This is a genomic window from Streptomyces sp. NPDC008139, assembly GCF_042957025.1.
Taxonomy (GTDB): Bacteria; Actinomycetota; Actinomycetes; order Streptomycetales; family Streptomycetaceae; genus Actinacidiphila.
This window is the reverse complement of sequence record NZ_JBIBHM010000001.1, coordinates 170,463-196,565: the sequence shown is the minus strand read 5'-3', so window position 1 is coordinate 196,565 and position 26,103 is coordinate 170,463. Positions and strand designations below refer to the sequence as shown.

Sequence of the window (26,103 nt, the reverse complement as noted above, 5' to 3'; positions counted from 1 at the left end):
TGCCGGTGGGGGTGGGTGGGGGTGAGGTCGTCGGCGTCCGGCCGCCGGTGGGGTGGGTGGGCGGTGGGCTCGGGTGCGTCGGCGTCCGCCTGCCGGTGGGAGTGCCGGGAGGGGGTTGGGTGGGGCGCCGCAGGCTTGTGGGAGCCGTCCTGTCGGGGTCGGGCTCGGGTGCGGCGGCGTTCGACGGCCCGCTGTGGTGCCGGTCGCTGCCGTCGCTGCCGTCGCTGCCGTCGCTGCCGGTAGGGGGCTGGGGGGTCAGGCGGGGGATTCGGTGGGGGGGTCTTCGAGGGTGTGGGAGTTGGTGAGGGTGAGGGCGCCGCCGGCGGCGATGAGGCCGACGAGGAGGGAGAGGAGGGCGTAGGTGACGCGTTCGCCGTGGAAGAAGGAGGCGACGAGGTCGCTGCTCCAGGTGCCGGGCGGGAGTTGGGTGGTGACGAGGGCGGCGATGAGGGTGCCGACCATGGCGGTGCCGACGCTGGAGCCGACTTCTTGGGCGGTGTCGTTGAGGGCGGCGCCGATGGAGGTGCGGTTGCTGGGCATGGCGTCGACGAGGGCGACGGCGCAGATCGTCATGACGGTGCGCAGTCCGATGGTCATGACCACCATGCAGACGGCGATGGCGGCGTAGCCGTGGTCGACGCCCCAGGAAAGACCGGCGAGGGCGCCGGCCAGGCAGGCCGCGCCGACGAGGCAGGCGATGCGGTGGCCGAACCGGCGGGCGAGCCATTCGGACAAGGGGGTCGCGGCGAGCATGGTCACGATGATCGGCAGGTTGGCGAGGCCGGCGCGTACCGGGCTCCAGCCGTAGGCGTACTGGAAGTGGAGGATCAGCCCGAACATCACGCTGGCCATCGCGATGGACGTGCCGATCTGGGCGATGGCGGCGCCGCGGACGGTGCCGTTGGAGAAGAGGCTGAGGTCCAGCATGGGCGCCGGGGTGCCGCGCTCGTGGCGGACGAAGGCGATCGCGGCCACGACGGCGCCCGCGATCGACGCGAGGGTGATCGCGGAGAGCCAGCCGTGCTCGACGCCGCTGGTCAGGGAGTAGCAGGCGAGCCCGATGGCGGCGACGCTCAGGACGGCGCCCGGCAGGTCGAGCTTGTCGTGGGTCAGGTCCTCCGGCCGGTCGGCCGGGACGCCGAGCCGGACGCCGACGCACGCGATGACGGCGATGGGGGCGTTGACGACCAGCAGCCATTCCCAGCGCACGTGCGCCAGCGCGGTGCCGCCGAGCAGCGGTCCGAGGACGAAGCCGGACATGCCGACGACGATCATCACCGTCATCGCGCGCATGCGCAGGGCCTTGTCGTCGAACAGCCGGAAGACCAGTGAGTTCGTGATCGGCGCCATCGCCGCGGCGGCGACGCCGAGCGCGGCCCGCAGGGCGATGAGTTGGCCCGCCGTGGTGACGAGGACGACGCACAGGCTCAGCGAGCCGAACACGGCGAGTCCGACCAGCAGCACCCGGCGGCGCCCGAGCCGGTCGGCCATCGACCCCGCCGTGAGCAGCAGGCCGCCGAAGGTCAACGAGTACGCCCCGGTGACCCACTGAAGCGCGGTCGTCCCGCCGCCGAGGTCGCGGCCGATCGTCGGCAGCGCGATCGACAGCAGCGTGTTGTCGACCATCTCGACGAAGAAGGCCAGGCAGAGGGCGGCCAGCGGAATCCACGCCGCGCTCAGGGACGGATAGGTATGTGACGTTTTCTGAAGCGTGGGAGTGGTCATGGCAGTCCTCCGATCGAACGTCATTCGGTTATCGAACAACGTACGATCCGCTACGATAGAACAACGTTCGATACGATGCAAGATCGCGATGGGGATGTGAGCCATGGCACGCCTGCAAGACCGCTCGACCCAGGGACGCCGACGGGCTTCTCACTCGATGGAGTCCGTCCTCACGGAGGCCGTGGCCCTCCTGGACGAGGCCGGGGCGCCCGGCCTGACCTTCCGCGCCCTCGCGCAGCGCCTCGGCGGCGGCGTCGCCAGCATCTACTGGTACGTCGAGAGCAAGGACGAACTACTCGACCGCGCCACCGACCACGCGATGGGCGCGATCCTCGCCGACGTCGAGGCCCTTCCGCGGAGCGACGACCCGATCGACGACCTTCGCGCGATGGCCCTGAGCCTCTTCTACGCGATCGTCCGCCGGCCCTGGCTCGGCGCCTACTTCATGCGCAACACCGACGTGCAGGCCAACTCCCTGCTCGTCTACGAGAAGCTCGGCGAACAGACCCTCCGCCTCGACCTCACCGCCCGGCAGCGCTTCCACGCCGTCTCCGCGATCGTCGGCGTCGTCGTCGGCTCCGCCGTCGACCTCGGCCAGGAGCCCCCGTCGGAGGTCCTCAACGGCGCCGTCAACCGCGACGAATTCCTCGGCCGCTTCGCCAAGACCTGGCGCGAACTCGACCCCGCCGACTTCCCCTTCGTCCACGAAATCGTCGACGAATTCGACGGCCACGACGACATCGACCAATTCCGCGCCGCCCTCGACCTCACCCTGACCGGCCTCCGCCTCCAAGCCAAAGCCTGAGTCGGGCTGAGTCGGGCCCGACCCCGAGCCTCGAGGACAGCTCCCACAAGCCTGCGGCGCCCCCTTCCCCGGACGCCGACGTACCGGAGCCCGCCCACCCCGCCCCGGTACCACAGCGGACCGTCGGACGCCGACGTACCGGAGCCCGCCCACCCCGCCCCGGCACCACACCGGACAGGCGGACGCCGACGTACCGGAACCCGCCCACCCCCGCTCCGGTACCACAGCGGACCGTCGGACGCCGACGTACCCGAGCCCGCCCCCCACCCACCCCGCCGGCGGCCGGACGCCGACGACCTCACCCCCACCCACCCCCTCCGCCACCCCCACCGGCACGCGGACGCCGACGGGCGAGGAGGGGACGGGCCGGGGTGCCCCCGCAGAAATACGTCAACAGGAACGGCACCGAATCCCCAGGACCAGGTGAGACGGATTTCGAGGAGGTACCCCGGCCCGGCACCGACCAGGCACAAGCGGCACCCGCAGACGAAGAAAGCACCCGCACGGGTGGGCGGGCGGGAAAGAAAAACCCGCTAATCGTCCGAAGGACGCCGATGCTTCCCCTGAGGCTGAGCCTCACCCTCCTCAGAGGAAGAAGCAGGCCCCCGGTGGCGCCCCGAGCTGTCCCCGGACCCCCCGTGGTCGTGAGAGGAACGCGCGTCGGACGACATCTTCCTGAATCTCCCCGAAATCCCCGTGGAACAACGAACCGGCCTACGCCGAAAGCGCGCGAACAAACTCGACCCGGACTGCGGCGAAGCCGCCCCGCGGTGGTCACGCGGAGTGCCCGGATGCGCGGCTTCGGGTGAGTCTACTGGCGGGGTCGACGTCACGGTCATGGGGGTCACCCCGCCTTGGCGGCAGCCAGCGGCGCCTGCTGAAGCGGCAGCACCCGCCAGGGCAGCCGCGTCGGCGCGGGCAGAGCCGCACCGGAAGAGCCGAGGCCAGTAGAAGAGCCGAGGTCAGTAGAAGAGCCGAGGCCAGAGGAAGAGCCACGGGCACCGGAAGAGCCGAGGCCGGCGGAAGAGCCAGGCCCAGGCAGAGCGGCGGGCACCGCACCCCGCCCGCGCCGGGACCCCGAAGCCCCGGCCGCAGGCCGCACCCGTGGCGCCTCGTACGGCGCCACCCCGCAAGGCCACTCCGGCACCGAACACGGCAGCCGCAGCAAATCGTCGGCCCCCCAGTACCCCGTCGCCCCCAGCCACCCCGGAGGGGACGCCCGCCAGTGCAGCCGCCGCTCACCCGGCCGCCACAGCGCCAGCGACTCCGCCCCGCCCGGCGCCTCCGCGCGGAGCGCGACCGCCGCCGCCTCGGGCATCAGGATCTGCCCCGGCTGCGCGGCGACCGGCGTGAGCAGGATGCCCGGCACCTGGAGCGCGTCGGGGAAACGTACCGGCCGACGGCTGCCGAGGACGCCCCAGCCGAGCCGCGCCTCCCCGGTGGCGTCGCTGCGCAGGAGCAGCAGCCCGCTGTCGGGTTCCGCGAGGACGAGCCGGTCGTCGCTGTCCTCGGTGATCTGGAGGAGCGGGCTGGCCTCGCCGAGTTGCAGGTCGACGGCGACGGCCTTGGTGCGGCCGGCGAGCGTACGGTCGACGGCGAGCAGCCGCCCCGTACGGTCGAGCCAGACGCCGCCGGTGCAGCGGCCGGGCACGCGCATGACGGCGACGGGCCCGTCCTTCCCGGCGCCGTACACCTGCCAGACGGTCGTGACCCCGTCCCCCTCGGCAGAGTCCCCCTCGCCGTAACCCCCATCGGCGGAGCTCCCCTCGCCAGAGCCCCCCTCGTACACGAGCGCGAAAGCCGCCCCACCCAAGGGGCACGGGGGAAGAAGCGTTACTGCATCTCCGCCGAGCGACCCGATCGGCACCTCCCCGGTACCGGCCCCCGCCGGATACAGCAGCGCCAGGTCGTGGCGGTCGGCGACCCGCCGCCGGATCAGGACGCGCCCGTCGGGCAGCGGTACGACCTGCGTCCCGGCCTCCTCCGGCTGGGCGCCGGGCAGCGGCACCGCGTACGGCTCGGGCCCGAGCGTCCACCGTTCGGGGAACCAGCCGCTGACACCGCCCCCGCCGTACTCGTCCACGTTCCCGTCCCCCTCCGGCGCGGGTACGCGAGCCTCGGCGAGGCAGGCCGCGTACGACCCGTCCGCGGTGATCGTGAAGCCCGACCGGCGCAGTACGCGGACGGCCGGGGGGATCTCCATGGCACGGGCACTGGCATCTGTACTGGCGCTCATATGGCTCATCCACCTCCGGCACAGGACCGTAGTTTTCATTTTTCCGGACGATCAACGCGACTCGGTGCGGTTCACACGTAAGAGTGCGGGTTTTCCCGTTCTGCTCCGTGCGAAGGTGCAGATGTGCTCCGCCCGGCGAGCGGTCGCGCTCCCCGCGGACGTCGGATGCGCCCCGCGCGCCCTTGACTCACGGGTGCCGAACGGGTGACGAACGGGCCCGCACACCCGTCGTGGCACCCCCCGGCGCTCGCGGTCACGGCGTACGGCATCCGGCGGACACGGGCGGCCAGGTAACCTTCCTACCGTGCCCACACTGTCCGACGTCATCGCCGCGCTCGACGCCCTCTGGCCCCCGGAGCTGGCCGAGGCGTGGGACGCCGTCGGCCTGGTCTGCGGCGAGCCCGAGGCCGAGGTCGGGCGCGTGCTGTTCGCCGTCGACCCCGTGCGGGAAGTCGTCGACGAGGCGGTACGGATCGGGGCGGACCTGCTGGTCACGCACCACCCGCTCTATCTGCGCGGTACGACGACGGTGGCGCCGACCGGCCCGGCCGGTTTCAAGGGCCGCGCCGTGCACGACCTGATCAGGAACGGGGTCGCGCTGCACGTCGCGCACACCAACGCCGACCGCGCCGACCCCGGCGTCTCGGACGCCCTGGCCGCCGCGCTCGGCCTGCGGATCACCGGCCCGCTCGTACCCGACCCCACCGACCCCGCGGGCCGCCGCGGCCTCGGCCGGATCGGCGAGACCGCCGCGCCGCTGACGCTGGCCGAATTCGCGCAGCGGGCGGCGCGAGGGCTGCCGCGTACCGCCACCGGGCTGCGGATCGCCGGCGACCCGCAGGCCACGGTCCGGACGGTCGCGGTCTGCGGCGGCTCGGGCGACAGCCTCTTCGCCGAGGTCCGCGCGGCGGGCGTCGACGCGTACGTCACCGCCGACCTGCGCCACCACCCGGTCTCCGAGGCGCGCGAGTCCGGCCCGCCCGCGCTGGTCGACGCCGCGCACTGGGCCACCGAGTGGCCGTGGTGCGAGCAGGCCGCCGCGCAGCTCGACGAGATCTCCGACCGGCACGGCTGGGCGCTGCGCACCCATGTCTCGTACGCGGTCACCGACCCGTGGACAGCGCACGCTGTCGCCCCGGAGCGCTCGGACACCCCGGAATTCCGGGGCGGCCAGGAGCTCCCGCAATCCACTTCCCGCCCTTCCAGCCGCACAGGAGCCCCCCGCTGAACGCCGAGCCCGCCGACCAGATCCGACTTCTCGAAGTCCAGGCCCTCGATTCGCGTATCGCGCAACTCGACCACAAGCGCAAGACCCTGCCCGAGCACGCCGAACTGGAGCGGCTCGGCGCCGATCTCGCGCAGCTCCGTGACCTGCTGGTCGCCGCGCAGACCGAGGAGAGCGACACCGCGCGCGAGCAGACCAAGGCCGAGCAGGACGTCGACCAGGTACGCCAGCGCTCCGCCCGCGACCAGCAGCGTCTGGACTCCGGCGCGGTCACCTCGCCGAAGGACCTGGAGAACCTCCAGCGCGAGATCACCTCGCTCGCCAAGCGGCAGGGCGACCTGGAGGACGTCGTGCTCGACGTCATGGAGCGGCGCGAGGGCGCCCAGGAGCGCGCCACGGAACTGGCCGCGCGCGTCGAGTCCGTCCAGGCCAAGGTCGCCGAGGCCGAGGCACGCAAGTCCGCCGCCATCGAGGGCATCGACGCGGAGGGCTTCACGGCGGCCAAGGAGCGCGAGGTCATCGCCGGGACCGTGCCCGACGACCTGATCAAGCTGTACGACAAGCTCCGCGGGCAGCAAGGCGGCGTCGGCGCGGCGCGGCTCTACCAGAAGCGCTGCGAGGGCTGCCGCCTCGAACTCAACATCACCGAGCTGAACGAGGTCAGGGCCGCGCCCGCCAACACCGTCCTACGGTGCGAGAACTGCCGCCGGATCCTGGTGCGTACGGCCGAGTCCGGCCTGTAGTGGCGTTGGTTCACGAGGGTGCGGCGCCCGACATGGCGGCGCCCACCACCTTCGTCCTGCTGCGGCACGGCGAGACCGCGCTGACGGGGGAGAAGCGGTTCTCCGGGAGCGGCGGAAGCGATCCGTCGCTGTCGGCCGCCGGGCGGCGCCAGGCCGAACGGGCCGCGGCGGCGCTGGCCGTACGCGCCGAAGGGCCGGTGCGCGCGGAGGGGCCGGTGCGCGCCGAGGGGTTGGTGCGCGCCGAGGGGCGACTGAGCGGAGGCCACGGCATCGAGGCCGTCGTCAGCTCGCCGCTCACCCGCTGCCGGGAGACCGCCCGGATCGCCGCCGACCGCCTCGGCCTGGACGTCCACCTCGAAGAGGGCCTGCGCGAAACGGACTTCGGGGCCTGGGACGGCCTCACCTTCGCGGAGGTACGGGACCGGCAGCCCGCCGACCTCACGGCCTGGCTCGGCTCACCCGACGTCCCGCCGCCCGGCGGCGAGAGCTTCACCGACGTCGCCGCCCGCGTCGCCGCGGCCCGCGACGCGCTGCTGACCGCCCACCGCGGCCGTACCGTACTGCTCGTCAGCCACGTCACCCCGATCAAGACGCTCGCCCGCCTCGCCCTGGACGCGCCGCCCGAAGCGCTCTTCCGCATGTACCTCGCCCCGGCGTCGCTCTCGGAGGTGGCGTACTACGCGGACGGCAACGCGTCGCTGCGGTCGCTGAACGAGACGGCCCACCTGCGGTGAACGGGCCTTTCCCGTAAGGGCCTTCTCCGTACGGCTGTTGAGGGCGTCAGCCCCGTAGCGTCGCCGCCTCGCGCGCCAGGCTCTCCACGAGATCCCACCGCCGGGCCCGCACCGCGTCGCCCGGAACCATCCACGTACCGCCGACGCACCCCACGTTCGGCAGCGCCAGGTACTCGGGCGCGCGGGCCGCGTCGATGCCGCCCGTCGGACAGAAGCGGGCCCGGGGGAGCGGTGAGGCCAGGGAGCGGAGGTACGCGACGCCGCCCGCCGCCTCGGCAGGGAAGAACTTCATGTCGGTGACGCCGCGTTCGAGCAGCCCGAGCGCTTCCGAGGCGGTCGAGACGCCCGGCAGGAACGGCACGCCCGCGCCGCGCATCGCGTCGAGGAGGCGGTCCGTCCAGCCGGGGCTGACCAGGAAACGGGCCCCCGCCCCCACGGCCGCGTCCGTCAACTCGGGCGTCAGCACCGTGCCCGCGCCGACCACCGCGCCGGGGACGCCGTCCGCGACCGCCCGGATCGCGTCCAGGGCGGCGGGCGTCCGCAGCGTGATCTCGATCGCGGGCAGCCCGCCCGCGACCAGCGCCCGCGCCAGCGGTACGGCGTCCGCCGCGTCCTCCAGGACGACCACGGGGATGACGGGGGCGAGGTCGAGCACGGAAGTCATGCGCGTCATCCTGCCTGGCGTCCGCCAGCGTGCGCAACGGCCGTTGCGCAGGGCGCAACGAGGGCCTTGCTCCGTACCGTCGCGCCGCGTGCCTCAGTGGATCTCGCGCACCAGGACGTCGAGCCGTCCCGTACCCGGCTGCTCCTCCACCGTGAAACCCAGCTTCCGCAGCGTTCGCGCGAGGCCCTTGGGGTCCTTCGGCCGGGCGCCGGACTCCAGCAGGGCGCGGACCAGACGGCCCTTGGTGGCCTTGTTGAAGTGGCTGACGACCGTCCGCTTCTCGACCCCGCCGACCACTGTCACCTGGAGCACGCGGACCGTCGCCGTACGCCCGGCGACCTCCCCGGCCGGCTTCCAGGCGCCCGCGTACGACGACGAGCGCAGGTCGAGCACCAGGCCGTCGCCCGCCTCGGCCGGCAGGACATCGGCCGTCTGCCGCCGCCAGTACGCCGCCAGGCCGCCGACGCCCGGCAGCTTCACGCCCATCGAGCAGCGGTAGGAGGGGATGCGGTCGCCGAGCCGTACCGCGCCCCACAGTCCGGAGAACACCAGCAGCGACTCCTCGGCGCGGCGCCGCGCCGCCCGCCCGAGCGTCGCCAGGCCCAGCGCGTCGTACAGCACTCCGGTGTACAGCTCCGCGGCGGGCATCGCGGGCGCCGTTCGCAGCGCCGCGTTCTTGGCGACCTCGCCGCGCAGGCCGGGGCTGAGCCCCAGTACCTCCGCCGCCTTCTCCTCGTCGCCCGAGCACAGCTCCACCAGCTCGTCGAGGACTGTCGCCCGCGCCTCGTTCAGCCCCGGCAGCGACAGCGAGTCCAGCGCGACCGCGGCCCCCGTCCCCCCGGTGGCCTTCCCCTCGGACGGCGGCAACAGGACGAGCACGGCATCTCCTTCATACGGTTCTTGCGGTTCGTACGGTCCAGGCGGTCGTACGGTGCGCGTGGTCGTACGGCTCGCGCTCGGGCCGCCCGCGCCTGGTCGGGGGGCCCGCACCAGAGTAGGACCTGGGCGGCCCGCCCACGGGGCCTGTCCGCCCGCGCCCGACCGGCCGGCCCCGGCGGGCCGCCGTACGCTCGCCGCCGACCCCGCGGTGCTCTTCGCCCCCGCGCAGCCACTACCATGGTCCACACGGCAGACGAGCCGAGCGGACGGCCGCGTGGAGCCCTTTCGGGGGCTTCCCGAGGAACGTCCGGGCTCCACAGGGCAGGGTGGTGGCTAACGGCCACCCGGGGTGACCCGCGGGACAGTGCCACAGAAAACAGACCGCCGGGGATCTCGGTCCCCGGTAAGGGTGAAACGGTGGTGTAAGAGACCACCAGCGTCCAGGGTGACCTGGACGGCTAGGTAAACCCCACCCGGAGCAAGGTCAAGAGGGCGTCGTAGCGATACGGCACCCGCGCGGACGTTCGAGGGCTGCCCGCCCGAGTCCGCGGGTAGACCGCACGAGGCCGGTGGCAACGCCGACCCTAGATGGATGGCCGTCTCCCGGCCGGCCGCGAGGCCGCCCGGCGACAGAACCCGGCGTACAGCTCGACTCGTCTGCCGCCCACCGCCCCCTTGGGCTTGCCCTGGGGCGCTGGGCGGACACCGGCGGCCTGACCCTGTTGGCGAGCCCGCGCCGTGGAGGTCTGGTGTGCACGCGGCCGGCGTCAGTGCCGGGCGAATCGGTGCAGGGCGTCGAGTACGGGTGGCGCGAGTGCGGGCGGGTGGGCGGCGTCGTGCATCCTTCATGCGTTCCTGGGGGTCGCGAGGGCTCTTGCCGGGAGTCGCGCGGCTCCCGGACCGCAGGTGGGGGCGCGCGGGTCCACCGGGAGGGGGTGATCGCGCGGCCGGTACGCCGTGTGAGTCACGGTGAACAAAGAGTCGCTTTACTTGCTCTTTATGTTTTTATTGGCTAATTGTCCGTAATGTCTTAAATCAACCGTTGGCGGATGATCGGACTTTGCCGTGATGACCAGCCCCAACTCCAGCCACGCTTCTTCCGAGGGTGCGTCCGGTGCGGGCGGCCGGGTCGGTGCCGTGCTGACGGAGATGATTCCGCAGCAGCCGCCCAGTGCGCTGAGCGCGCCGTCGGGGGCGGGGTCGGACGACACGCTCGGCATCATCGTCGTCGACGAGCGGCTGACCGTGCTGGAGGCCGATCTGGCCGGGACGTGGCTCGACGGGGTGGTCGACGGATCGGGCGCGCGGGCGACCGACCTCTTCCCGACCGAGGACGCGGCGGCGATCGCCGCCCGGGTGGAGCGTGTGCTGGCCACCGGCCGCCCGCTGCTGGCGCGGGTCCAGCGCATGGTCCGGCCGGACGGAACGCCCGCGGTGGTGTCGCTTTCGGTCCTCCCGGCGGCTCCGGGCCGGGTGGTGATCAGCCTGATCGACGTCAGCGCCCAGCTCGATGTCTTCGCCGCTTCCTCGACCCTGGGCACCTCCCTGGAGATCGAAACGACGGCGCGCCAGCTCGCCGAAGGTCTGCTGCCCTGGGGCGACGCCGTCACGGTGTCGCTGGCGCAGTGCCTGTGGAGCGGGGATCTGCCCGATCGGACCGAGCCGCAGTGCCGCGCCGCGTACGCCCGCGCGGGGAACCGGCCGTGGCCGCGCGGCTTCCTCCGCCTGGGTGAGCGCCTGCCGGACCTGCCCGCCCACCCCGCCTCCGGCACCACCGGTCACCCCGGCGTCACCGTGCTGCCCGACCGCGCCGCCATCGAGCGGGCCCTGGGCGACGACCCGGACGTGATACGGGCCCTGGTGCCGGACCACGGCCCGCTGGCGGTTGCCTTCGCGCCGCTGACTGTCCCCGACGCCGACCGGCGGCAGCGCGTACTCGGCACGGTCGCGGTCTGGCGGCGTGAGGACAATCCCCGCGGCGCCTTCGACGGCGACGACCAGCTCGCCGTCCAGGAACTGGCCTTCCGCGCCGCGATGAATCTGGAGCACGGGCGCCGTCATCAGCGGGAGCACCGGCAGGTACTGGCGCTCCAGCGCAGGCTGCGCCCGCCGCACTCCCCGAGCCGGGCGATGCACACCGCGGGCGCATACCGGCCCGCCGCGCCCGACAGCGCCGGCCTCGGCGGCGACTGGATGGACGTCATCGGCCTGTCGGGCGGCCGGATCGCGCTGGTGATCGGCGACGCCGTCGGGCACGGCCTGGCCGCCGCCGCCGTCATGGGCACCCTGCGCCAGGCCGCCCAGACCCTGGCCGCCGCCGATCACCCGCCGGTCGAGGTGATGGCCCACCTGGACTCCCTCGTGGGGAGCCTGCACGCGACCGCCGAGACCGACGGCGAACTGGGCGCCGCGGCGGCGGCGCTGGGCACGACCTGCTGCTACGCCGTGTACGACCCGGCCGCCCGGCGGCTCACCGTGGTCAGCGCCGGGCACCTGCCGCCGGTGCTGGTCCACCCGGACGGGGCCGCGGAACTGCTCGCCCCGCCGCTGCACCCGCCGCTGGGCACGGCCCGCGAGGAACCGTACGAGGCCCTGGAGGTCACCGCCGAGCCGGGCGCCCTGATCGGGCTCTACACCGACGGCCTCGTGGAGCACCCGGGCCGCGACCTCGACGACGGGATGACCGCCCTGCTGGAGGCACTGTCCTGGCACTACGCGACCGGTGACCTGAGCGCCGTCGTCGGACCGGTCGTCGACCACGTCACCGGGTCGCCGCCGCAGCACGACGACCTCACGCTGCTCCTGGCGCGTATGGACGGTCTGCCCGCGGCCGACATGCCCGCACTCCGCCTGCCCGCGGGCGATCTCACGGCGGTCGCCCGCGCACGGGCGTGGACCGGCGCCCGCACCGCCGAGTGGGGCATCGCCGACCCCCACGGCCGCAGCGCCCTGGTGGTGTCCGAACTCGTCACCAACGCCCTGCGGTTCGGCACCGGCGGCCCGGTGACCCTCCGGCTGCTGCACCTGTCCGACCGTCTGATCTGCGAGGTCACCGGCCCCTCGCACGGCAGGCCGCAGGCCCGGCGCGCCGGGGTGTCCGAGACCAGCGGGCGCGGGCTCCTCGTCGTCCAGCACACGAGTGCCGCGTGGGGGACGCGGCTCGGGGAGACCGCGGGGGAGCGCACGGTGTGGGCCCAACTGACCGTCACGGGCGGGCAGGTGTGACCAGGGCCGACCGTCGGCGGGTAGGTGTCATCCGGACTGACCGTCGGTGGGGGGCAGTTGTGAACCGGACTGAACGCTGGCGGCGGGTAGGTGTCACCCGGACTGACCGTCGGCGGCGGACAGTTGGGCCCGGACCGACCCTGTGACCCGCGCGTCCCGTACGGCGGGCTAGAGCCACACCCCGTCCATCGCGGTGGCCGTCAGTCCCGGCGCCGCTCCGTACAGTACGGTCCGGGCTCCGGCGGGTACGCCCGCGCGGAGGGCGCGGTCGAGGACGTCGAATACGGCGGCGCCGCCACGGTTGCCGGTGACGATGCTGCTCCAGGAGTGGTCCAGCAGGTGGTCGGGCCAGGACCCCGGGACGTCGGGCCAGGAGCTCGGGACGCTCTCCTGGATGAGTTCCAGGACGCGGGTGCCGCCAGGGTGGGCCACCAGCAGGTCCGGGTGCCAGTCCGGGTCGGTGTGACGGCCGCGCACCCACTCCCACATGGGCGGGAGCGTCGACTGCACCCACTTGGGCCCCGAGCGGTCCATCTCGTAGTGCACCCCGTCGGCGCGGGTGTGCAGCCGGTGGATGTCGGCTGTGCCGGGCACGGTGCGGTGCCACGAGGCGTCCAGCCGCAGGAACGCGCCCTGTTCCGGCCGGCTGCGGACGACGGCGGCGACCGCGGTGTCGGCGAACAGCAGCCGCATCAGCAGCGAGTCGATGCCGGTGTCGTCGGGCTGGTAGGTGGTGCTCAGCGCCTCCGCGATGACGATCAGCACCGTCGCGCCGGGGTCGGCGGCCAGCAGTTTCGAAGCGGTGGCCAGCGACCTGGTACCGGCGATGCAGGCCCACTGCGAGAACGGCAGCAGCAGCACGTCCTCGCGCAGCCCGAGCCGGTTGAACAGGGCGATGTCCAGGCCCGGCAGGGCAGGGGTGGTCGAGTTGCTGGTGACCACGTAATCCACCTGGTCAGGGGTGACTCCCGCGGTCTTCAGTGCCTGGCGGGCCGCCCGCTCCGCGCAGTCCTGGACCGTCCCCCACACCGACGCGGTGCGCTCCTCTACGGTCTGCGGCACCGGCGGGCCGGCCTCGGCCGTCTTGCCCGTCTCGCCCGTCGATGAGGCAGCGGGCCCGGGGAAGCCGCTGCGGCTCGGCGCCGTGATCGCCTCCAGGGGCTGCATCCACCGCCGCTCCCCGATCCCGGTGTTCTTGGCCATCCCGTCCGCACGCTTCAGCCAACCCGCCCCCGGGTGGCGGCCGTTGACCTCGGCGAGGATCTCCTCGGTAGTGATGGTGTACGGCCCCGGCACCACGGCGGGAGGCCACATGTACACGCTCATCCCGCACCCCCTTCCCGGCGCCCGGACGGCGCCGTATCACCGTATTGTCCCTCTCCCCGAAACGGAAGCCTGGATTCCTCATTGACCGTTTCGACCCCTGTGTCCAGGATTTCACCGATCTGACCGGTCAACTCGGCCGGACCCAGCGGCCCGTGCGGACCGGCCGTTCCGTGGGCGCGGCGAGCGCGATGCCCGAGGCGGCGGCGTAGCTGTAGGCGCGTTCGGCGACGAAGGAGGGGACGAGGGCCGCGACGGCGCCCTGGTGGATGTCGACGCAGGCATGCCCGAAGGACAGCAGCGTGATCGAGGTGTCTTTCGGCACGTCACCCATGGTCTTCACGCGGTGACATGTCGGGCGCCCACCAGTCGCGGGACCAGGCCGGATAGCTCCTCCGCGGACGGTCAGGGAGCGGCCGTCGCCAGGCGCAGCGTCTCCTCGACGGCCGCCGGAATGTCCTCGACGGGGAAGAGGACGTGCCGCACGGTGCGGTCAGGGGCGAGGACGAGGATGAGCCGTTTGAGGCGGAGCCGCCCGGCGCCGCGGAAGGTCGGCAGCCGCAGGGCGGCGGCCAGATGCTGCTGGGCGTCGGAGAGCAGTGGGTACGGGACGGCTTCGGCGCTGGCGAAGGCCGCCTGTTCGTAGGGGAGTTGGGTGCTGACGCCGTGGACGGCGACGTCGGCGCGGCGGAAGTCGGCGTAGGCGTCGCGGAAGAGCCGGTTCTCCAGTGTGCAGCCGGGCGCGCCGGGGATCGGGTCCTCGCCCCAGTCGACGCCGGTGCCGGGGTAGGTGAACAGGACGGTGGCGGCGGCGTCCGGCGCGACGACGGGGCGCTCGGAGCCGTCGCTCGCGGGCAGTCGGAGATCCGCGGGCAGCTGCGCGCCCGTATTCGTATCGGCACCGCCGCCCGCCAGGGCGTGCACGCGTGCGTGCTCCGCCCCGTCCGGCGGCGCGGTCGCCGTGGTCGTCCCGTCGCCGAGGACCCAGCGGTCGCCCCAGTCCTGCATCGCCACCAGGAGCGGGAGCAGGGCGAGTCCTGAGTCGGTGAGCAGGTATTCGTAGCGGACCGGGCGGCGTTGGTAGAGGCTGCGCCGCAGGACGCCGCGGGCGACGAGCGCGCCGAGCCGTTCGGTGAGCACCTTGCGGGAGAGGCCGAGTTCGGAGGCCAGGGCGTCGAACCGCACGTGCCCGCGCGCGATTTCGCGCAGCACGAGCACGTTCCACCAGTCGGCCATCACCACGGCGGCCTGGGCGATCCCGCAGTCCTCGTCGGCGTTGTGCATCCTCATCCGCACAGAGTACATTCACTTTCTGAACTCACTTTGTTCTCGCTCGGAACTTAATCGTCGTCGTCCGCGTCGTCGTCCGCGTCGTTGTCGTCCGCACCGCACGTGAGGAGCACCACCGCCATGGCCGCCAGGAACACCATCACCCGCGTCGTCGCCCGCGAGATCATCGACAGCCGGGGCCATCCGACCGTTGAGGTCGACGTCGAGCTGGCCGACGGCTCCACCGGCCGCGCGGCCGTACCCTCCGGAGCCTCGACCGGCGCCCGCGAGGCGGTGGAACTGCGCGACGAGGACCCGTCCCGCTTCCACGGCAAGGGAGTTCGGCGGGCCGTCGACGCCGTCAACGAGTCGATCGTGGACGTCGTCGTCGGCCTGGAGGCGGAGGACCAGGCCGCCGTGGACGCGGCGCTGATCGAGCTGGACGGCACGCCCGACAAGTCCCGGCTCGGCGCGAACGCGATCCTGGGCGTCTCCCTGGCCACCGCCAAGGCCGCCGCGCACGCGCACCGGCTGCCGCTCTACCGCTACGTCGGCGGCGTGGACGCCCGGCTGCTGCCGGTGCCGATGATGAACATCGTCAACGGCGGCGCGCACGCCGACAATCCGCTGGACTTCCAGGAGTTCATGATCGCGCCGATCGGCGCGGCCACCTTCGCCGAGGCCGTACGCATCGGCTCCGAGGTATTCCACACCCTGCGCGGCGACCTGCTGGCCGCGGGGCACAGCACCGCGGTCGGCGACGAGGGCGGCTTCGCCCCCGACCTGCGGACCGCCGAAGAGGCGCTGGACTTCGTCGTACGCGCCGTCGAGCGCAGCGGGTACAAGGCCGGCACCGACATCACCGTCGTCATGGACCCCGCCGCGTCGGAGTTCTTCCGCGACGGGGTCTACGACTACACCGGCGAGGGCGTACGCCGCAGCGTGGAGCAACACGCCGAGTATCTGGCCCAGTTGGTGGCGGACTACCCCGTGGCGTCCATCGAGGACCCGATGGCCGAGGACGACCGCGACGGATGGCGGCTGCTCATGGCGCGGCTCGGCGACCGCTGCCAGCTCACCGGCGACGACGTCTTCTGCACCAACGAGACGCTGCTGCGCGAGGGAATCCGCGACGGCGTCGCCAACTCCGTTTTGGTGAAGGTCAATCAGATCGGCACGCTCACCGAGACGTTGGCGACCGTCGGCACCGCGCACCGCGCGGGCTACACCGTCGTGATGTCGCACCGCTCCGGCGAGACCGAGGACACCACCATCGCCGACCTGGCCGTCGCGACCGGCTGCGGCCAGATCAAGACGGGTTCGCTGTCGCGCTCCGACCGCACCGCCAAGTACAACCAGCTCATCCGGATCGAGGAGGAGCTGGGGACGCAGGCGCGGTACGCGGGCCGCGAGGCGCTCGGGCTGCGGCGCTAGCGGCACGGTGGGCCCGGGGGTGTGGCCGGGGGGTCGGAGCGGGTCCAGGGAACGTTTTCGTGGGGCGCCCGGCGAATACGAGGCGAAAGGGCTGGATCCCGCCGCATGTGGTAATCGTCAACGGTGTCTGGCCTCGCATGAGCGGACGCCGGACCTCCACGCACCGCCGGACCTCAACGCACCACCGGATTCCAGCGCGCCACTGGAACTCCACCGCACCACCGGGACCGCCGCCGTGCCATCGACCCGCATCGACCCGCAGGGAAGGACGATCACCCAGTAGGAAACGACGAGCTTCCCCCGGGACAGCGCAAGGTCAGGGGCTGGCCCGTCTCGCACTACGGACCCGTGCCCAGATTCCGGGCGGACCGGTGGAGTCTGAAGGTGTTCGGCGCCACCGCCGCGGGCGGCGAACACACCTGGACCCTCGAGGAGTTCAGCGCCCTGCCGCGCGCCACGGTCGCCGCCGACCTGCACTGCGCGTCCGGGACGACCTCGACCGGCCACGAGTGGTTCGGCGTCACCGCCCGCACCCTGCTGGACCTGGCGCCCCCGGCGCCGCACGCCACCCACGTCATGGCCTGGGCGGAGTACGGCTACAGCGCCAATCTCCGGCTCGCCGACTTCACCGCCGACGGCACCCTGCTGGCCACCCACCACAACGGTGACCAGCTCACCCCGGAACACGGCTTCCCCGTACGCCTGGTCGTACCGCATCTGTACAGCTGGAAGGGGCCCAAGTGGCTCCGCGCCATCGAGTACATGACGACGGACCGGCGCGGCTTCTGGGAGGAGCGCGGCCACCACAACCTCGCGGACCCCTGGAAGGAACAGCGCTACACGCACCAGGAGGAGGACGGCGACGGCCCGGCGGTGTGACGACCGGCGTACGGGGCCGGCCGCCGTGGTCCGGTGCGTTGACGGCGGCGGCCGGGAAGCCGGCATCGGTCACAGGGCGTTGCGCGCGCCCCAGCGTCCGCGGCGCCTTCTTGTGCGGGCCGCCGAAGTGGCCCAGCAGCACGAGCGCCGGCTGTTCTGGGCTGGAAAGCGGCGGCCGGAGCGGGCCATTGACCTCACCCATGGCGACGTCTCGTTCACGGACGCCTTTTGACGTCGTTCGCGCGGTGAACCGCACAGAAGACAGGCGGTGTTGCGCTCGGGAAGCGTCCGGGCGATCCCGGCGCCTCCGGTGACGTCCACGCGGGCCGTCCACGTCGTGAGGAGAACAGGGAGCACCCCATCAGAACCGGCCTTCACGGGTTCCACCTCCTCGCCGGGTGTGACGGTCCTGCGGACGCTACCAACGGCGCATCGCGCGCCCAACCGGTTTTACGGCCAAGCCCGCCCCGGCTCCGGCGCGTCGGTGCGGCCGGAACGGATGGATAGGCTCCCCGCATGGACGCCCGCGTAGAGATCGTCCGGGAGATCGGCCCGGAGTCCGGTCAGGAACTCGTCGACGCCTTCGCCCGGCTGCTGCCGCAGCTGTCCGCGACGGCGCGGCCCCTCGACGCCGCGGCGATCGACCGGCTGGTGGCGTGCGACGCCCACACGCTGCTCGTCGCCCGGACGGCCGAGGGCATTGTCGGCACCCTGACGCTTGTGCTGCTGCCCCTGGCGTCGGGACTGCGGGCGCGGGTCGAGGACGTCGTGGTCGACAGCGCGGCGCGGGGTCAGGGCATCGCGGGGCTCCTCACGGAGGAGGCACTGCGGCTCGCCCGCGAGGCGGGCGCCCGGACGGTGGATCTGACGTCCCGCCCCGACCGCGCCGCCGCGAACCGGCTCTACGAGCGGCTGGGCTTCCGGACCCGCGAGTCGACGGTCTACCGCTTCCCGATCGACTAGCCGGGCCCAGGGCCCTTCCGGCCCACGGCGAGCGGGCCCTACGGCGAGCGGCCCCCGCGGCGAGCGACCCCACACCGAGCGACCCCACAGCGAGCGACCCCACACCGAGCGGCCTCACACCCAGCGACCCCACGGCGGCGGTCCCACCATGAGCGGGGTCCGCCGTCACATCAAGCTGCGGTCATTTGCCTAAAGGGTTTAGGTATGTGCATGATGGACTTAGGTGACGAGGAGGGCGGCTGTGGTGCGCGTAGGACTGACACGGGAGCGTTTGGTGCGGGCGGGGGCGGAGCTGGCCGACGAGGTCGGGTTCGACGCGGTGACCGTCTCCGAGCTGGCCAGGCGGTTCGACGTGAAGGTCGCGAGCCTGTATTCGCACGTGCGGAATTCGCACGATCTCCAGACCGGGATCGCGCAGCTCGCACTGGCGGAAATGGCCGATCGCGGTGCCGCCGCACTGGCGGGCCGGGCCGGGAAGGACGCGCTCGCCGGGCTGGCGAACGTGTACCGCGACTACGCCCGGGAGCACCCCGGACGGTACGCGGCGGCCCAGTTCCGGCTCGATCCGCAGGCCGCCGCCGCGAGCGCGGGCGGGCGGCACGCGGAGATGACACGGGCGATCCTGCGCGGCTACGACCTCGACGAGCCGGACCAGACCCACGCGGTGCGGCTGCTCGGGAGCGTGTTCAACGGCTACGTCGGCCTGGAGATGGGCGGCGGGTTCAGCCACAGCGCGCCCGACACCCAGGACACCTGGGAACGCGTCATCGACGCCCTCGACGCCCTGTTGAAGAACTGGCCCGAAAAAGACGGAAGTTGAAGAGCAATGCCTACCGAGAACGACGCACGGACCGAACACGGCGACTGGACCACGACCCTCTTCACCACGCCCGAGGGCGCGGAACTGGTGCGCGGCGCGCTGGAGTTGGAGCACACCGAACACGGCGTGCTGCCGCACCGGCTGCCCGCGCGGGCCCGCGCCCAGTGCGCCGACGCCCAGCTCGCCATGGCCGAGGCCCAACCCTCCGGCGTACGGCTGGTGTTCCGCACCCGCGCCACCACCGTGGAGCTGGACACACTGCCCACCAAGCGCGTGTACGTGGGCGCGCCGCCGCGCCCCGACGGCCTCTACGACCTGCTGGTCGACGGCCGCCGCGCGGGCCAGGGCAGCGTGGCCGGCGGCCACACCCTGACCGTCGACATGAGCACCGGAACCGCCGAGCACAAGCCCGGCGACCCCGGCACCCTCCGCTTCGCCGAACTGCCCGACGCGGACAAGGACATCGAGATCTGGCTGCCGCACAACGAGACGACCGAGATCGTCGCGCTGCGCACCGACGCGCCCGTCGGCCCGGTCCCCGACCGGGGCCGTAAGGTCTGGCTGCACCACGGCAGTTCGATCAGTCACGGCTCCGACGCGGCGAGCCCCACCACCACATGGCCCGCTCTCGCGGCCTCCCTCGGCGGTGTGGAGCTGATCAATCTGGGCCTGGGCGGCAGCGCGCTGCTCGACCCGTTCACGGCCCGCGCCCTGCGCGACACGCCCGCCGACCTGGTGAGCGTGAAGATCGGCATCAATATCGTCAACGCCGACCTGATGCGGCTGCGCGCCTTCGGCCCCGCGGTGCACGGCTTCCTCGACACCATCCGCGAGGGCCACCCGGACACCCCGCTGCTGGTCGTCTCGCCGATCCTGAGCCCGATCCACGAGAACACCCCGGGCCCCGCCGCCTTCGACCTCGAAGCGCTCAGCACCGGAAAGCTGCGGTTCCGCGCCACCGGCGACCCGGCGGAGCTGGCGGCGGGCAAGCTGACCCTGACCGTCATCCGCGCAGAACTGGAGCGGATCGTCGCCGAGCGCGCGGCCACCGACCCGCACCTGTACTACCTCGACGGCCGCGAACTCTACGGCGAGGCGGACTACGCCGAACTGCCGCTGCCCGACGAGCTGCACCCGGACGCCGCCACCCACCGCCGTATCGGCGAACGCTTCGCCGAGCGGGCCTTCGCGGAGAGCGGCGCCTTCGCCGAAAGCCGGTAGCAGTACCCCTGAACAGGGCGGATGTGCGTCCGGGACCCCTCCCGGCGCAGGTGGTGACAATGGGCGACGGCCTGCGGCCGGTATCAGCAGCAGCTCGACCAGTACCCCGGCGACCGGCTCGCCGCCAAGGCCCGCAGCGGCGTCAAGGAGGCCGCCTTGACCAGTGAGCTGGACAACGTCCGTACGCTGCTGGGCACTTCGGCCGACGCCGAGCCCGACTACTGCTCGAAACCGGCGAAGTACAGCGCCGCCGCCCCCTACCGCAAGGGCACCAACTACGCGCTGTTCCCCGGCGACGACGAGTACACCCGCAAACTGCCCGGCTCCTGGTCGGCCGGCGACGTCACCAAGGCGGTACTCGTGGTCTGCGTCGGCGACAGGGACTACGGCACGACGGTCACGACCTGCCCGTACGAGAACAAGCGGCTGCCCGACTTCCCCCGCGAGGTGAAATTCCGCAAGATCGCGATCCCGGTGAAGGTGTTCGACCTGCGCACCGGCAAGCTCGTGTCGAGCCGTACCGTGCGGATCGGCGGCGGGAGTTGCCCCGGCTACGGTGTCGTACACCACCTACGGCACCATCGACACCGGGCCGCCGTCCGAGGTGTACGTCACGCCGTCCACGTCCGACATCCGGTCCGCGTTCAGACCGCTGATCGTCCGCTGAAGCCCGCTGCGGGGTCCGGGTCCGGGTTCGGGGCCAGGGCCTCGGTGAAGCGCCCTCGCCGACGCGCTGCGGCTCGCCCCCGACGAGCGCGCGCATCTCTTCACCGTCGCCGACGTGACCCAGGCCGCGGCGGCCGTACGGCAGCGGCCCGCCGAGCAGCGCGTCGACCCGCAGCTCCGGCGACTCCCCAGGTGGGCTTTCCGCCGGGCAGGCCCTTCTCGGCCGCCGTCAGGACGTACTCGCCTGGAATCGGGCCGCCGCGGCGCTGCTCACCGACTTCGAGGCCCTGCCGGCGCGTGAGCGGAATCTGTACCGGCTGACCTTTCTCGATCCGGCGTACCGTGCGCTGTACGCGGACTGGTCGCGGGTCGCCCGCGAGTGCGTCGCGGTGCTGCGGATGGAGGCGGGCCGCGATCCCGACGATCCCGAGCTGGCCGCGCTCGTCGGTGAACTCAGCCTTCGGGACGAGGACTTCCGGATCTGGTGGGCGAGCCACCAGGTCCGCGGGCCCCGGCAGCTCATCAAGACCTACCGCCACCCCCGTGGTCGGCGAACTCACCCTTGACGTAAAGGAGTTGTCCATCGCGACCCGGCCCGACCAGCACCTGATCACCTACATCGCCCCGCCCGGCGGCCCCGCCGCCGAGGCGCTGCACTTCCTGCTCCTGTGGTCGGGGCAGCGCGACGACGAACCGGCTGACCGGGCGTAGGCGTACCGGGCCTGGTCGATCGGTCTGGTCGATCTGTCCGGTCAAGCGGGCCTGGTCAACCGGGCCTAGACGTCGGCCAGTACGCGCTTCAGGGCCGCGCGCCCGGCGACTCCCCAGGTGGGCTTTCCGCCGGGCAGGCCCTTCTCGGCCGCCTGGCCGACGCTGATGAGACCGAGCGCGGCCCGGACCGCGTAGCCACGGGCGCGGCGGACCGTGGCTACGCGGCCCGGACCGCGTAGCCACGGGCGCGGCGGACCGTGGCCGGGTCCGTGCGGCAGTAGGCGGCGAAGAAGCGGGGCGCCGCGCCCGCGGGCAGGAGCAGCCAGGCGGCGGCGAGGTCGTTCGCCGCGTCGCCCGCGCACAGTTCGCCGAAGTCGATCACGCCCGCGAGGGTGCCGTCTGTGACGACGACGTTCGCGGGGTGCAGGTCGCCGTGCAGCCACGTCGGTGGGGCGGTGCTCTCGGGGGCGGCGACGGCGTCCGCCCAGACCCGCCGGGCGCCGTCGGCCAGGCGCGCGTCGAGGCCGCCTTCGGCGAGGGCGGCCACGCCCTGGTCGAACCCGTCGGCCAAGGACTTCAGCGGGACACCGCGGTCCGGGTTGGCCGGTGCGTCGGCGGGTGCCTCCCGGTGCAGCGCCGTGAGGAACCCCGCGAGCGCGTCGGCCGCGTGCTCGCCCCGGCTGATCGGCGTGAGGTCCGCCGGGCTCCCCGGCACCCACCTCGTGACAGCCCACGGCCGCGGGAAGCGGGCGGACGGCTCACCGCCGCGTACCGGCGCCGGAACCGGCAGCGGCAGGCGCGGCGCCAGCAGCGGGAGCCACCGGCGCTCCTTCGCCAGCAGCGCCGGTGCGCGCGGCGTACGCGGCAGTCGTACGGCCAACTCCTCGCCCAAACGCCACAGTTGGTTGTCCCAACCGCCGTCCACCGGACGCAGCTCCAGCTCCGCCAGGTCCGGGTGCTGCTCCCGCACCAGCCACCGCACGACGTCCGCGTCGGCCGTCACGTGCCCGTGCCCGTCCACCTCCACCACGCGCCGTCCCGCCTCTCGCCGTGAGGTTCCCTCTGCGACCGTATCCCCACAGACGCGCCGTCCGCGCCGCGCTTGCCCACCGGGCCGGTGGTCCGGGGACGGCCGATTTGCCCCGCTGGGGCGGGTGGTGAGGTGCGGGAGCGTTCCCCGCGCCCCTGAAGAGATCGGCTCGCCGCCCGGACGGGAGTGGGTGGGCCCCGTGAGGGGCGCTGGGGGCACCTCCCGGCCGAAGGCTGGGGGAGGAACTGCGCGGTCCGCCCCCACCGGCGGGTGGTCCGGGGACGGCCGATTCGCCCCGCTGGGGCGGGTGGTGAGGTGCGGGAGCGCGGTGGCTTGTCGCGCAATTCCCCGCGCCCCTGAAAAGCAGGCCCTGCGCCAGTGCGGCGCACCTTCCCCGCGCACCTACGGGGCACAAGCCCTTGGGAGGGTCGCCCCCCGCAGGGGCCTGGTAAAGGCACGTTCTCCTCCGCCCGGCGCGAGCGTATGGCCTTGACGGATGGGACTGTGAGCGCTAACACTTAGCAGCATCACGGAACGGAGAGCCATGTCTCGCACCGCGGACCCGGCAGCGCCCCGCAGGGCCCCCACCATGGCGGATGTCGCCCAGGTGGCGGGAGTCTCGCATCAGACGGTGTCGCGGGTGCTGAGCGATCACCCGAATGTGCGGGACACCACGCGCGCGGAGGTGCTGCGGGCGATCGAGGCGCTGGGGTACCGGCGCAACTCGTCGGCGCGGGCGCTGGTGACGCGGCGGACGCTGACGCTGGGGGTGGTGGCGTGCAATCCGACACTGTTCGGGCCGGCGAGCACGCTGTTCGGGCTGGAGGAAGCGGCGCGGGACGAGGGCTACATGGTGTCCGCGGTGACCCTGCGGCGGCACACCCCGAAGGCGCTCGCCGACGCGATCGACCACCTCAGCGACTGGGGGGTGGAGGGCATCGTGGTGATAGTGCCGGAGCGGGAGGCCGTCGCCGCACTGGCCGAGCTGAAGCTGCCGTTCCCCCTCGTCACGGTAGAGGGCGGGCACGGCCTGCCGATCCCCGGCGTCTCGGTGGACCAGGAGCTGGGCGCGCGGCTGGTCACGGGCCATCTGCTGGCCGGCGGCCACCGCACGGTCTGGCATGTCGCGGGCCCGCAGAACTGGCTGGAGGCCGAGGCCCGCGTGCAGGGCTGGCGCGCCACGCTGGAGGAGGCGGGCGTCGAGGTGCCGCCGCCGCTGGTGGGGGACTGGACGCCGCTGTCGGGCTACCGCGCGGGGCAGGAGCTGGCGGGCCGGGTCTCGGCGGGCTCCGGGCGCCGCGGTTCACCCGAGGTGTCGGCCGTCTTCGTCGCCAACGACCAGATGGCGCTGGGGGTGTTGCGGGCCTTCCGGGAGGCCGGTCTCTCGGTGCCGGGCCAGGTCGCCATCGCGGGCTTCGACGACATCCCTGAAGCCGAGTTCTTCGCCCCGCCGCTGACCACCGTCCGGCAGGACTTCACCGCGGTCGGTCAGGCCAGCATCCGACTGCTGGTCGATCAGTTGGAGTCCGGTACCACCCGCGGCGGCGAACGCGTCGTCATCGAACCGCGCCTGATCGTCCGCAGCAGCAGCAACCCGTCCTGAGGGCGGCGGTCCGTACGGGCGGCGCACGGCACCGCGGCACGTATCGCAGCACGCATCGCCGCAGGTCCGGCCACCGGACCGGCACCGAGTCCGGCAGGAAGCCCCGCAGCACGTCCCGCAGGACAGAACAGGATCGCACCGCCGCAGAGTTCACACCGCAGGGCAATCGGTACGCGACCGGCTGCCGGAGCCCCCGGCGTATGGGGAGACACGCATGATGACCGATCCTCCCGCCGTCACCGTCGGCATCGATTTCGGCACGCTGTCCGGGCGCGCCCTGGTCGTGGCGGTCGACGACGGCAAGGAGCTGGGCAGCGCCGTCCACGAGTACACCCATGGGGTGGTGGACGGCGCGCTGCCGAACGGCTCTGAGCTGCCGCCTGATTGGGCGTTGCAGATTCCGCAGGACTGGCGGGACGTGCTGCGCTTCGCCGTGCCGCGCGCGCTGGAGGCCGCCGGGGTGCGGGCGGAGCAGGTCGTGGGGGTGGCGACGGACTTCACCGCCTGTACGGTGCTGCCCGCGACGGCGGACGGCACGCCGCTGTGCGAGCTGCCGGGCATGGCCGAACGCCCCCACGCCTACCCGAAGTTGTGGCGGCACCACGCGGCCCAGCCGGAGGCGGAGCTGATCGTGCGCCGCGCTGAGGAGTCCGGGCAGCCGTGGCTCGGCCGCTACGGCGGGCGGATCTCCAGCGAGTGGCAGTACGCCAAGGCGTTGCAGGTGCTGCGCGAGGACCCGGAGGTCTACGCGGCGGCCGACCGCTGGATCGAGGCGGCCGACTGGATCGTCTGGCAGTTGACCGGGGCCGAGAACCGCAATCTGTGCACGGCCGGTTACAAGGGCATCCACCAGGACGGCGGTTATCCGGACGCCGCGTTCCTGGCCTCGCTGCACCCGGACTTCGCCGGCTTCACGGCGAAGCTGGACCACCCGCTGTCCCAACTGGGCACCGTCGCCGGGGGTTTGAGTGCTTCGGCCGCCGCGCTGACCGGGCTGCGCGCGGGCACGGTCGTGGCGGTCGGAAACGTCGACGCGCATGTCACCAGCGCCGCCGCGCGGGCCCTGGACCCCGGCCATCTGCTGGCGATCATGGGGACCTCGACCTGTCACATCATGAACTCCGACGTGCTCGCCGAGGTGCCGGGCATGTGCGGGGTGGTCCGCGACGGCGTGGTCCCCGGCCTGTGGGGCTACGAGGCGGGCCAGAGCGGGGTGGGGGACATCTTCGCCTGGGCGGTGCGGACCGCGACACCGCAGCCGTACGCGCTGGAGGCCCGGCAGCGCGGCATCAGCCCGCACGAGCTGCTGACGGAGAAGGCCGCCGCCCAACCGGTCGGCGGACACGGGTTGTTGGCGCTCGACTGGCACAGTGGCAACCGCTCCGTGCTGGTGGACCACCACCTGTCGGGGCTCCTGGTGGGGCTGACGCTGGACACCCGTCCCGAGGACATCTACCGGGCGCTGGTCGAGGCGACGGCCTTCGGCACGCGGACCATCGTGGAGGCGTTCGAGGGCGCGGGGGTGCCGGTCACCGACTTCACGGCGGCGGGCGGCCTGCTGAAGAACACCTTCCTCATGCAGACCTACAGCGATGTGCTGAACCGGCCGGTCAACGTGCTGTCCTCGGAGCAGGGCCCGGCGCTGGGCGCCGCGATCCACGCGGCCGTCGCCGCGGGGGCCCACCCCGACATCCGCACCGCCTCGGCCGCGATGGGCCGCCTGCACCGTAATGCCTATCTGCCCGACCCCGAACGCGCCGCCGCCTACAACGACCTCTACGCCGAATACCGGGCCCTGCACGACCACTTCGGCCGGGGCGGCAGCGATGTCATGCACCGCTTGCGGGCGCTCCGAGGGCGGGCGCAGGCGGACGCGCCGGCTCAGCCGTAAGGGGGCGTGTCATGGCACCGTCTTTTGTTAGCGCTCATCCCGAATGTTAACGCTCAC

General features: G+C 73.0%; 20 protein-coding genes, 1 other RNA gene and 3 pseudogenes. 16 read left to right on the top strand and 8 right to left on the bottom strand.

All coding sequences use genetic code 11. The features are described from left to right. Positions 1 to 255: 255 nt before the first annotated feature. Positions 256 to 1,725 (bottom strand): MFS transporter, encoded by a 1,470-nt coding sequence (locus ACFZBB_RS00835; protein ID WP_391116463.1) that lies wholly within the window; start codon positions 1,723 to 1,725, stop codon positions 256 to 258. Positions 1,726 to 1,882: 157 nt separating this feature from the next. Between ACFZBB_RS00835 and ACFZBB_RS00830 the strand changes: the two genes are divergently transcribed. After that, positions 1,883 to 2,530 (top strand): TetR family transcriptional regulator, encoded by a 648-nt coding sequence (locus ACFZBB_RS00830; RefSeq protein ID WP_391117453.1) that lies wholly within the window; start codon positions 1,883 to 1,885, stop codon positions 2,528 to 2,530. Positions 2,531 to 3,374: 844 nt separating this feature from the next. On the opposite strand, the gene ACFZBB_RS00825 is transcribed toward ACFZBB_RS00830, so the two are convergent. Beyond that, a complete protein-coding gene (locus tag ACFZBB_RS00825; protein ID WP_391116461.1) occupies positions 3,375 to 4,766 on the bottom strand; it encodes a hypothetical protein in 1,392 nt (463 codons plus the stop codon). A 304-nt stretch (positions 4,767 to 5,070) separates the two neighbouring features. On the opposite strand from ACFZBB_RS00825, the gene ACFZBB_RS00820 reads away from it, so the two are divergent. From ACFZBB_RS00820 to ACFZBB_RS00810, 3 genes and pseudogenes are all read left to right on the top strand, one after another. Then, positions 5,071 to 5,994 carry a Nif3-like dinuclear metal center hexameric protein gene (locus ACFZBB_RS00820; RefSeq protein WP_391116459.1) on the top strand — a complete coding sequence of 308 codons (924 nt, stop codon included), beginning with the start codon at positions 5,071 to 5,073 and terminating at the stop codon, positions 5,992 to 5,994. Continuing rightward, positions 5,991 to 6,734, top strand: a complete 744-nt coding sequence (locus tag ACFZBB_RS00815) for a C4-type zinc ribbon domain-containing protein (RefSeq protein WP_391117451.1) — start codon at positions 5,991 to 5,993, stop codon at positions 6,732 to 6,734. Before ACFZBB_RS00820 ends, ACFZBB_RS00815 begins: the two co-directional genes overlap by 4 nt. Positions 6,735 to 6,751: 17 nt before the next feature. Then, positions 6,752 to 7,468, top strand: a pseudogene (locus ACFZBB_RS00810) (histidine phosphatase family protein); the annotation flags it as partial. 46 nt (positions 7,469 to 7,514) lie between these two features. On the opposite strand, the gene eda reads toward ACFZBB_RS00810, so the two are convergent. Further along, positions 7,515 to 8,132 carry a bifunctional 4-hydroxy-2-oxoglutarate aldolase/2-dehydro-3-deoxy-phosphogluconate aldolase gene (gene eda, locus ACFZBB_RS00805; RefSeq protein WP_391116457.1) on the bottom strand — a complete coding sequence of 206 codons (618 nt, stop codon included), beginning with the start codon at positions 8,130 to 8,132 and terminating at the stop codon, positions 7,515 to 7,517. 93 nt (positions 8,133 to 8,225) lie between these two features. Beyond that, positions 8,226 to 9,011, bottom strand: a complete 786-nt coding sequence (yaaA, locus tag ACFZBB_RS00800; RefSeq protein ID WP_391116455.1) for a peroxide stress protein YaaA — start codon at positions 9,009 to 9,011, stop codon at positions 8,226 to 8,228. A gap of 254 nt (positions 9,012 to 9,265) precedes the next feature. Here yaaA and rnpB point away from each other — a divergent pair. Together rnpB and ACFZBB_RS00790 are read left to right on the top strand one after the other, a co-directional pair. Next, positions 9,266 to 9,671: RNase P RNA component class A (gene rnpB, locus ACFZBB_RS00795), an RNA gene on the top strand. A 408-nt stretch (positions 9,672 to 10,079) separates the two neighbouring features. Further along, positions 10,080 to 12,236 (top strand): SpoIIE family protein phosphatase, encoded by a 2,157-nt coding sequence (locus ACFZBB_RS00790; protein ID WP_391116453.1) that lies wholly within the window; start codon positions 10,080 to 10,082, stop codon positions 12,234 to 12,236. A gap of 168 nt (positions 12,237 to 12,404) precedes the next feature. On the opposite strand, the gene ACFZBB_RS00785 is transcribed toward ACFZBB_RS00790, so the two are convergent. From ACFZBB_RS00785 to ACFZBB_RS00775, 3 genes and pseudogenes are all read right to left on the bottom strand, one after another. After that, a complete protein-coding gene (locus tag ACFZBB_RS00785; RefSeq protein ID WP_391116451.1) occupies positions 12,405 to 13,562 on the bottom strand; it encodes a type III polyketide synthase in 1,158 nt (385 codons plus the stop codon). A 175-nt stretch (positions 13,563 to 13,737) separates the two neighbouring features. Further along, positions 13,738 to 13,893, bottom strand: a pseudogene (locus ACFZBB_RS00780) (MFS transporter); the annotation flags it as partial. Positions 13,894 to 13,964: 71 nt separating this feature from the next. After that, positions 13,965 to 14,849, bottom strand: coding sequence for a winged helix-turn-helix transcriptional regulator (locus tag ACFZBB_RS00775; RefSeq protein WP_391116449.1), 885 nt, complete (start codon positions 14,847 to 14,849; stop codon positions 13,965 to 13,967). Positions 14,850 to 14,969: 120 nt separating this feature from the next. Between ACFZBB_RS00775 and eno the strand changes: the two genes are divergently transcribed. The 8 genes from eno (at position 14,970) to ACFZBB_RS00735 (ending at position 21,522) form a co-directional block, all read left to right on the top strand. Further along, positions 14,970 to 16,262 (top strand): phosphopyruvate hydratase, encoded by a 1,293-nt coding sequence (gene eno / locus ACFZBB_RS00770; protein ID WP_391116446.1) that lies wholly within the window; start codon positions 14,970 to 14,972, stop codon positions 16,260 to 16,262. 240 nt (positions 16,263 to 16,502) lie between these two features. Then, positions 16,503 to 17,141, top strand: a complete 639-nt coding sequence (locus tag ACFZBB_RS00765; protein WP_391117449.1) for a molybdopterin-dependent oxidoreductase — start codon at positions 16,503 to 16,505, stop codon at positions 17,139 to 17,141. 516 nt (positions 17,142 to 17,657) lie between these two features. After that, positions 17,658 to 18,104 (top strand): GNAT family N-acetyltransferase, encoded by a 447-nt coding sequence (locus tag ACFZBB_RS00760; protein WP_391116444.1) that lies wholly within the window; start codon positions 17,658 to 17,660, stop codon positions 18,102 to 18,104. A 241-nt stretch (positions 18,105 to 18,345) separates the two neighbouring features. After that, the gene (locus ACFZBB_RS00755) at positions 18,346 to 18,924 is read left to right on the top strand and encodes a WHG domain-containing protein (protein WP_355334633.1); all 579 of its coding nucleotides are present in this window, start codon (positions 18,346 to 18,348) and stop codon (positions 18,922 to 18,924) included. A gap of 6 nt (positions 18,925 to 18,930) precedes the next feature. Next, positions 18,931 to 20,145 (top strand): GDSL-type esterase/lipase family protein, encoded by a 1,215-nt coding sequence (locus tag ACFZBB_RS00750; RefSeq protein WP_391116441.1) that lies wholly within the window; start codon positions 18,931 to 18,933, stop codon positions 20,143 to 20,145. A 156-nt stretch (positions 20,146 to 20,301) separates the two neighbouring features. Further along, entirely contained in the window at positions 20,302 to 21,132 is an 831-nt protein-coding gene (locus ACFZBB_RS00745) for a hypothetical protein (protein ID WP_391116439.1), read from the top strand. Further along, a complete protein-coding gene (locus tag ACFZBB_RS00740; RefSeq protein WP_391117447.1) occupies positions 21,078 to 21,377 on the top strand; it encodes a hypothetical protein in 300 nt (99 codons plus the stop codon). Before ACFZBB_RS00745 ends, ACFZBB_RS00740 begins: the two co-directional genes overlap by 55 nt. After that, complete coding sequence (locus tag ACFZBB_RS00735) at positions 21,355 to 21,522, top strand: hypothetical protein (RefSeq protein WP_391116436.1); 168 nt, start codon at positions 21,355 to 21,357, stop codon at positions 21,520 to 21,522. Before ACFZBB_RS00740 ends, ACFZBB_RS00735 begins: the two co-directional genes overlap by 23 nt. Before the next feature lie 65 nt (positions 21,523 to 21,587). Here the strand turns inward: ACFZBB_RS00735 and ACFZBB_RS00730 are convergent. After that, positions 21,588 to 22,552 (bottom strand): annotated as a pseudogene (locus tag ACFZBB_RS00730) (phosphotransferase). A 544-nt stretch (positions 22,553 to 23,096) separates the two neighbouring features. On the opposite strand from ACFZBB_RS00730, the gene ACFZBB_RS00725 reads away from it, so the two are divergent. Together ACFZBB_RS00725 and araB are read left to right on the top strand one after the other, a co-directional pair. After that, positions 23,097 to 24,155, top strand: a complete 1,059-nt coding sequence (locus ACFZBB_RS00725; protein ID WP_391116434.1) for a substrate-binding domain-containing protein — start codon at positions 23,097 to 23,099, stop codon at positions 24,153 to 24,155. 214 nt (positions 24,156 to 24,369) lie between these two features. Continuing rightward, the gene (araB, locus tag ACFZBB_RS00720) at positions 24,370 to 26,046 is read left to right on the top strand and encodes a ribulokinase (RefSeq protein ID WP_391116432.1); all 1,677 of its coding nucleotides are present in this window, start codon (positions 24,370 to 24,372) and stop codon (positions 26,044 to 26,046) included. The last annotated feature ends 57 nt before the right edge of the window (positions 26,047 to 26,103 follow it).

What these genes read in the sequence shown, in the direction of transcription:
- ACFZBB_RS00835 (WP_391116463.1), bottom strand. Translation starts at nt 1,725, where the DNA reads ATGACCACTCCCACGCTTCAGAAAACGTCACATACCTATCCGTCCCTG.
- ACFZBB_RS00830 (WP_391117453.1), top strand. Translation starts at nt 1,883, where the DNA reads ATGGAGTCCGTCCTCACGGAGGCCGTGGCCCTCCTGGACGAGGCCGGG.
- ACFZBB_RS00825 (WP_391116461.1), bottom strand. Translation starts at nt 4,766, where the DNA reads ATGAGCGCCAGTACAGATGCCAGTGCCCGTGCCATGGAGATCCCCCCG.
- eda (WP_391116457.1), bottom strand. Translation starts at nt 8,132, where the DNA reads ATGACTTCCGTGCTCGACCTCGCCCCCGTCATCCCCGTGGTCGTCCTG.
- ACFZBB_RS00790 (WP_391116453.1), top strand. Translation starts at nt 10,080, where the DNA reads ATGACCAGCCCCAACTCCAGCCACGCTTCTTCCGAGGGTGCGTCCGGT.
- ACFZBB_RS00785 (WP_391116451.1), bottom strand. Translation starts at nt 13,562, where the DNA reads ATGAGCGTGTACATGTGGCCTCCCGCCGTGGTGCCGGGGCCGTACACC.
- ACFZBB_RS00775 (WP_391116449.1), bottom strand. Translation starts at nt 14,849, where the DNA reads ATGAGGATGCACAACGCCGACGAGGACTGCGGGATCGCCCAGGCCGCC.
- eno (WP_391116446.1), top strand. Translation starts at nt 14,970, where the DNA reads ATGGCCGCCAGGAACACCATCACCCGCGTCGTCGCCCGCGAGATCATC.
- ACFZBB_RS00760 (WP_391116444.1), top strand. Translation starts at nt 17,658, where the DNA reads ATGGACGCCCGCGTAGAGATCGTCCGGGAGATCGGCCCGGAGTCCGGT.
- ACFZBB_RS00750 (WP_391116441.1), top strand. Translation starts at nt 18,931, where the DNA reads ATGCCTACCGAGAACGACGCACGGACCGAACACGGCGACTGGACCACG.
- ACFZBB_RS00725 (WP_391116434.1), top strand. Translation starts at nt 23,097, where the DNA reads ATGTCTCGCACCGCGGACCCGGCAGCGCCCCGCAGGGCCCCCACCATG.
- araB (WP_391116432.1), top strand. Translation starts at nt 24,370, where the DNA reads ATGATGACCGATCCTCCCGCCGTCACCGTCGGCATCGATTTCGGCACG.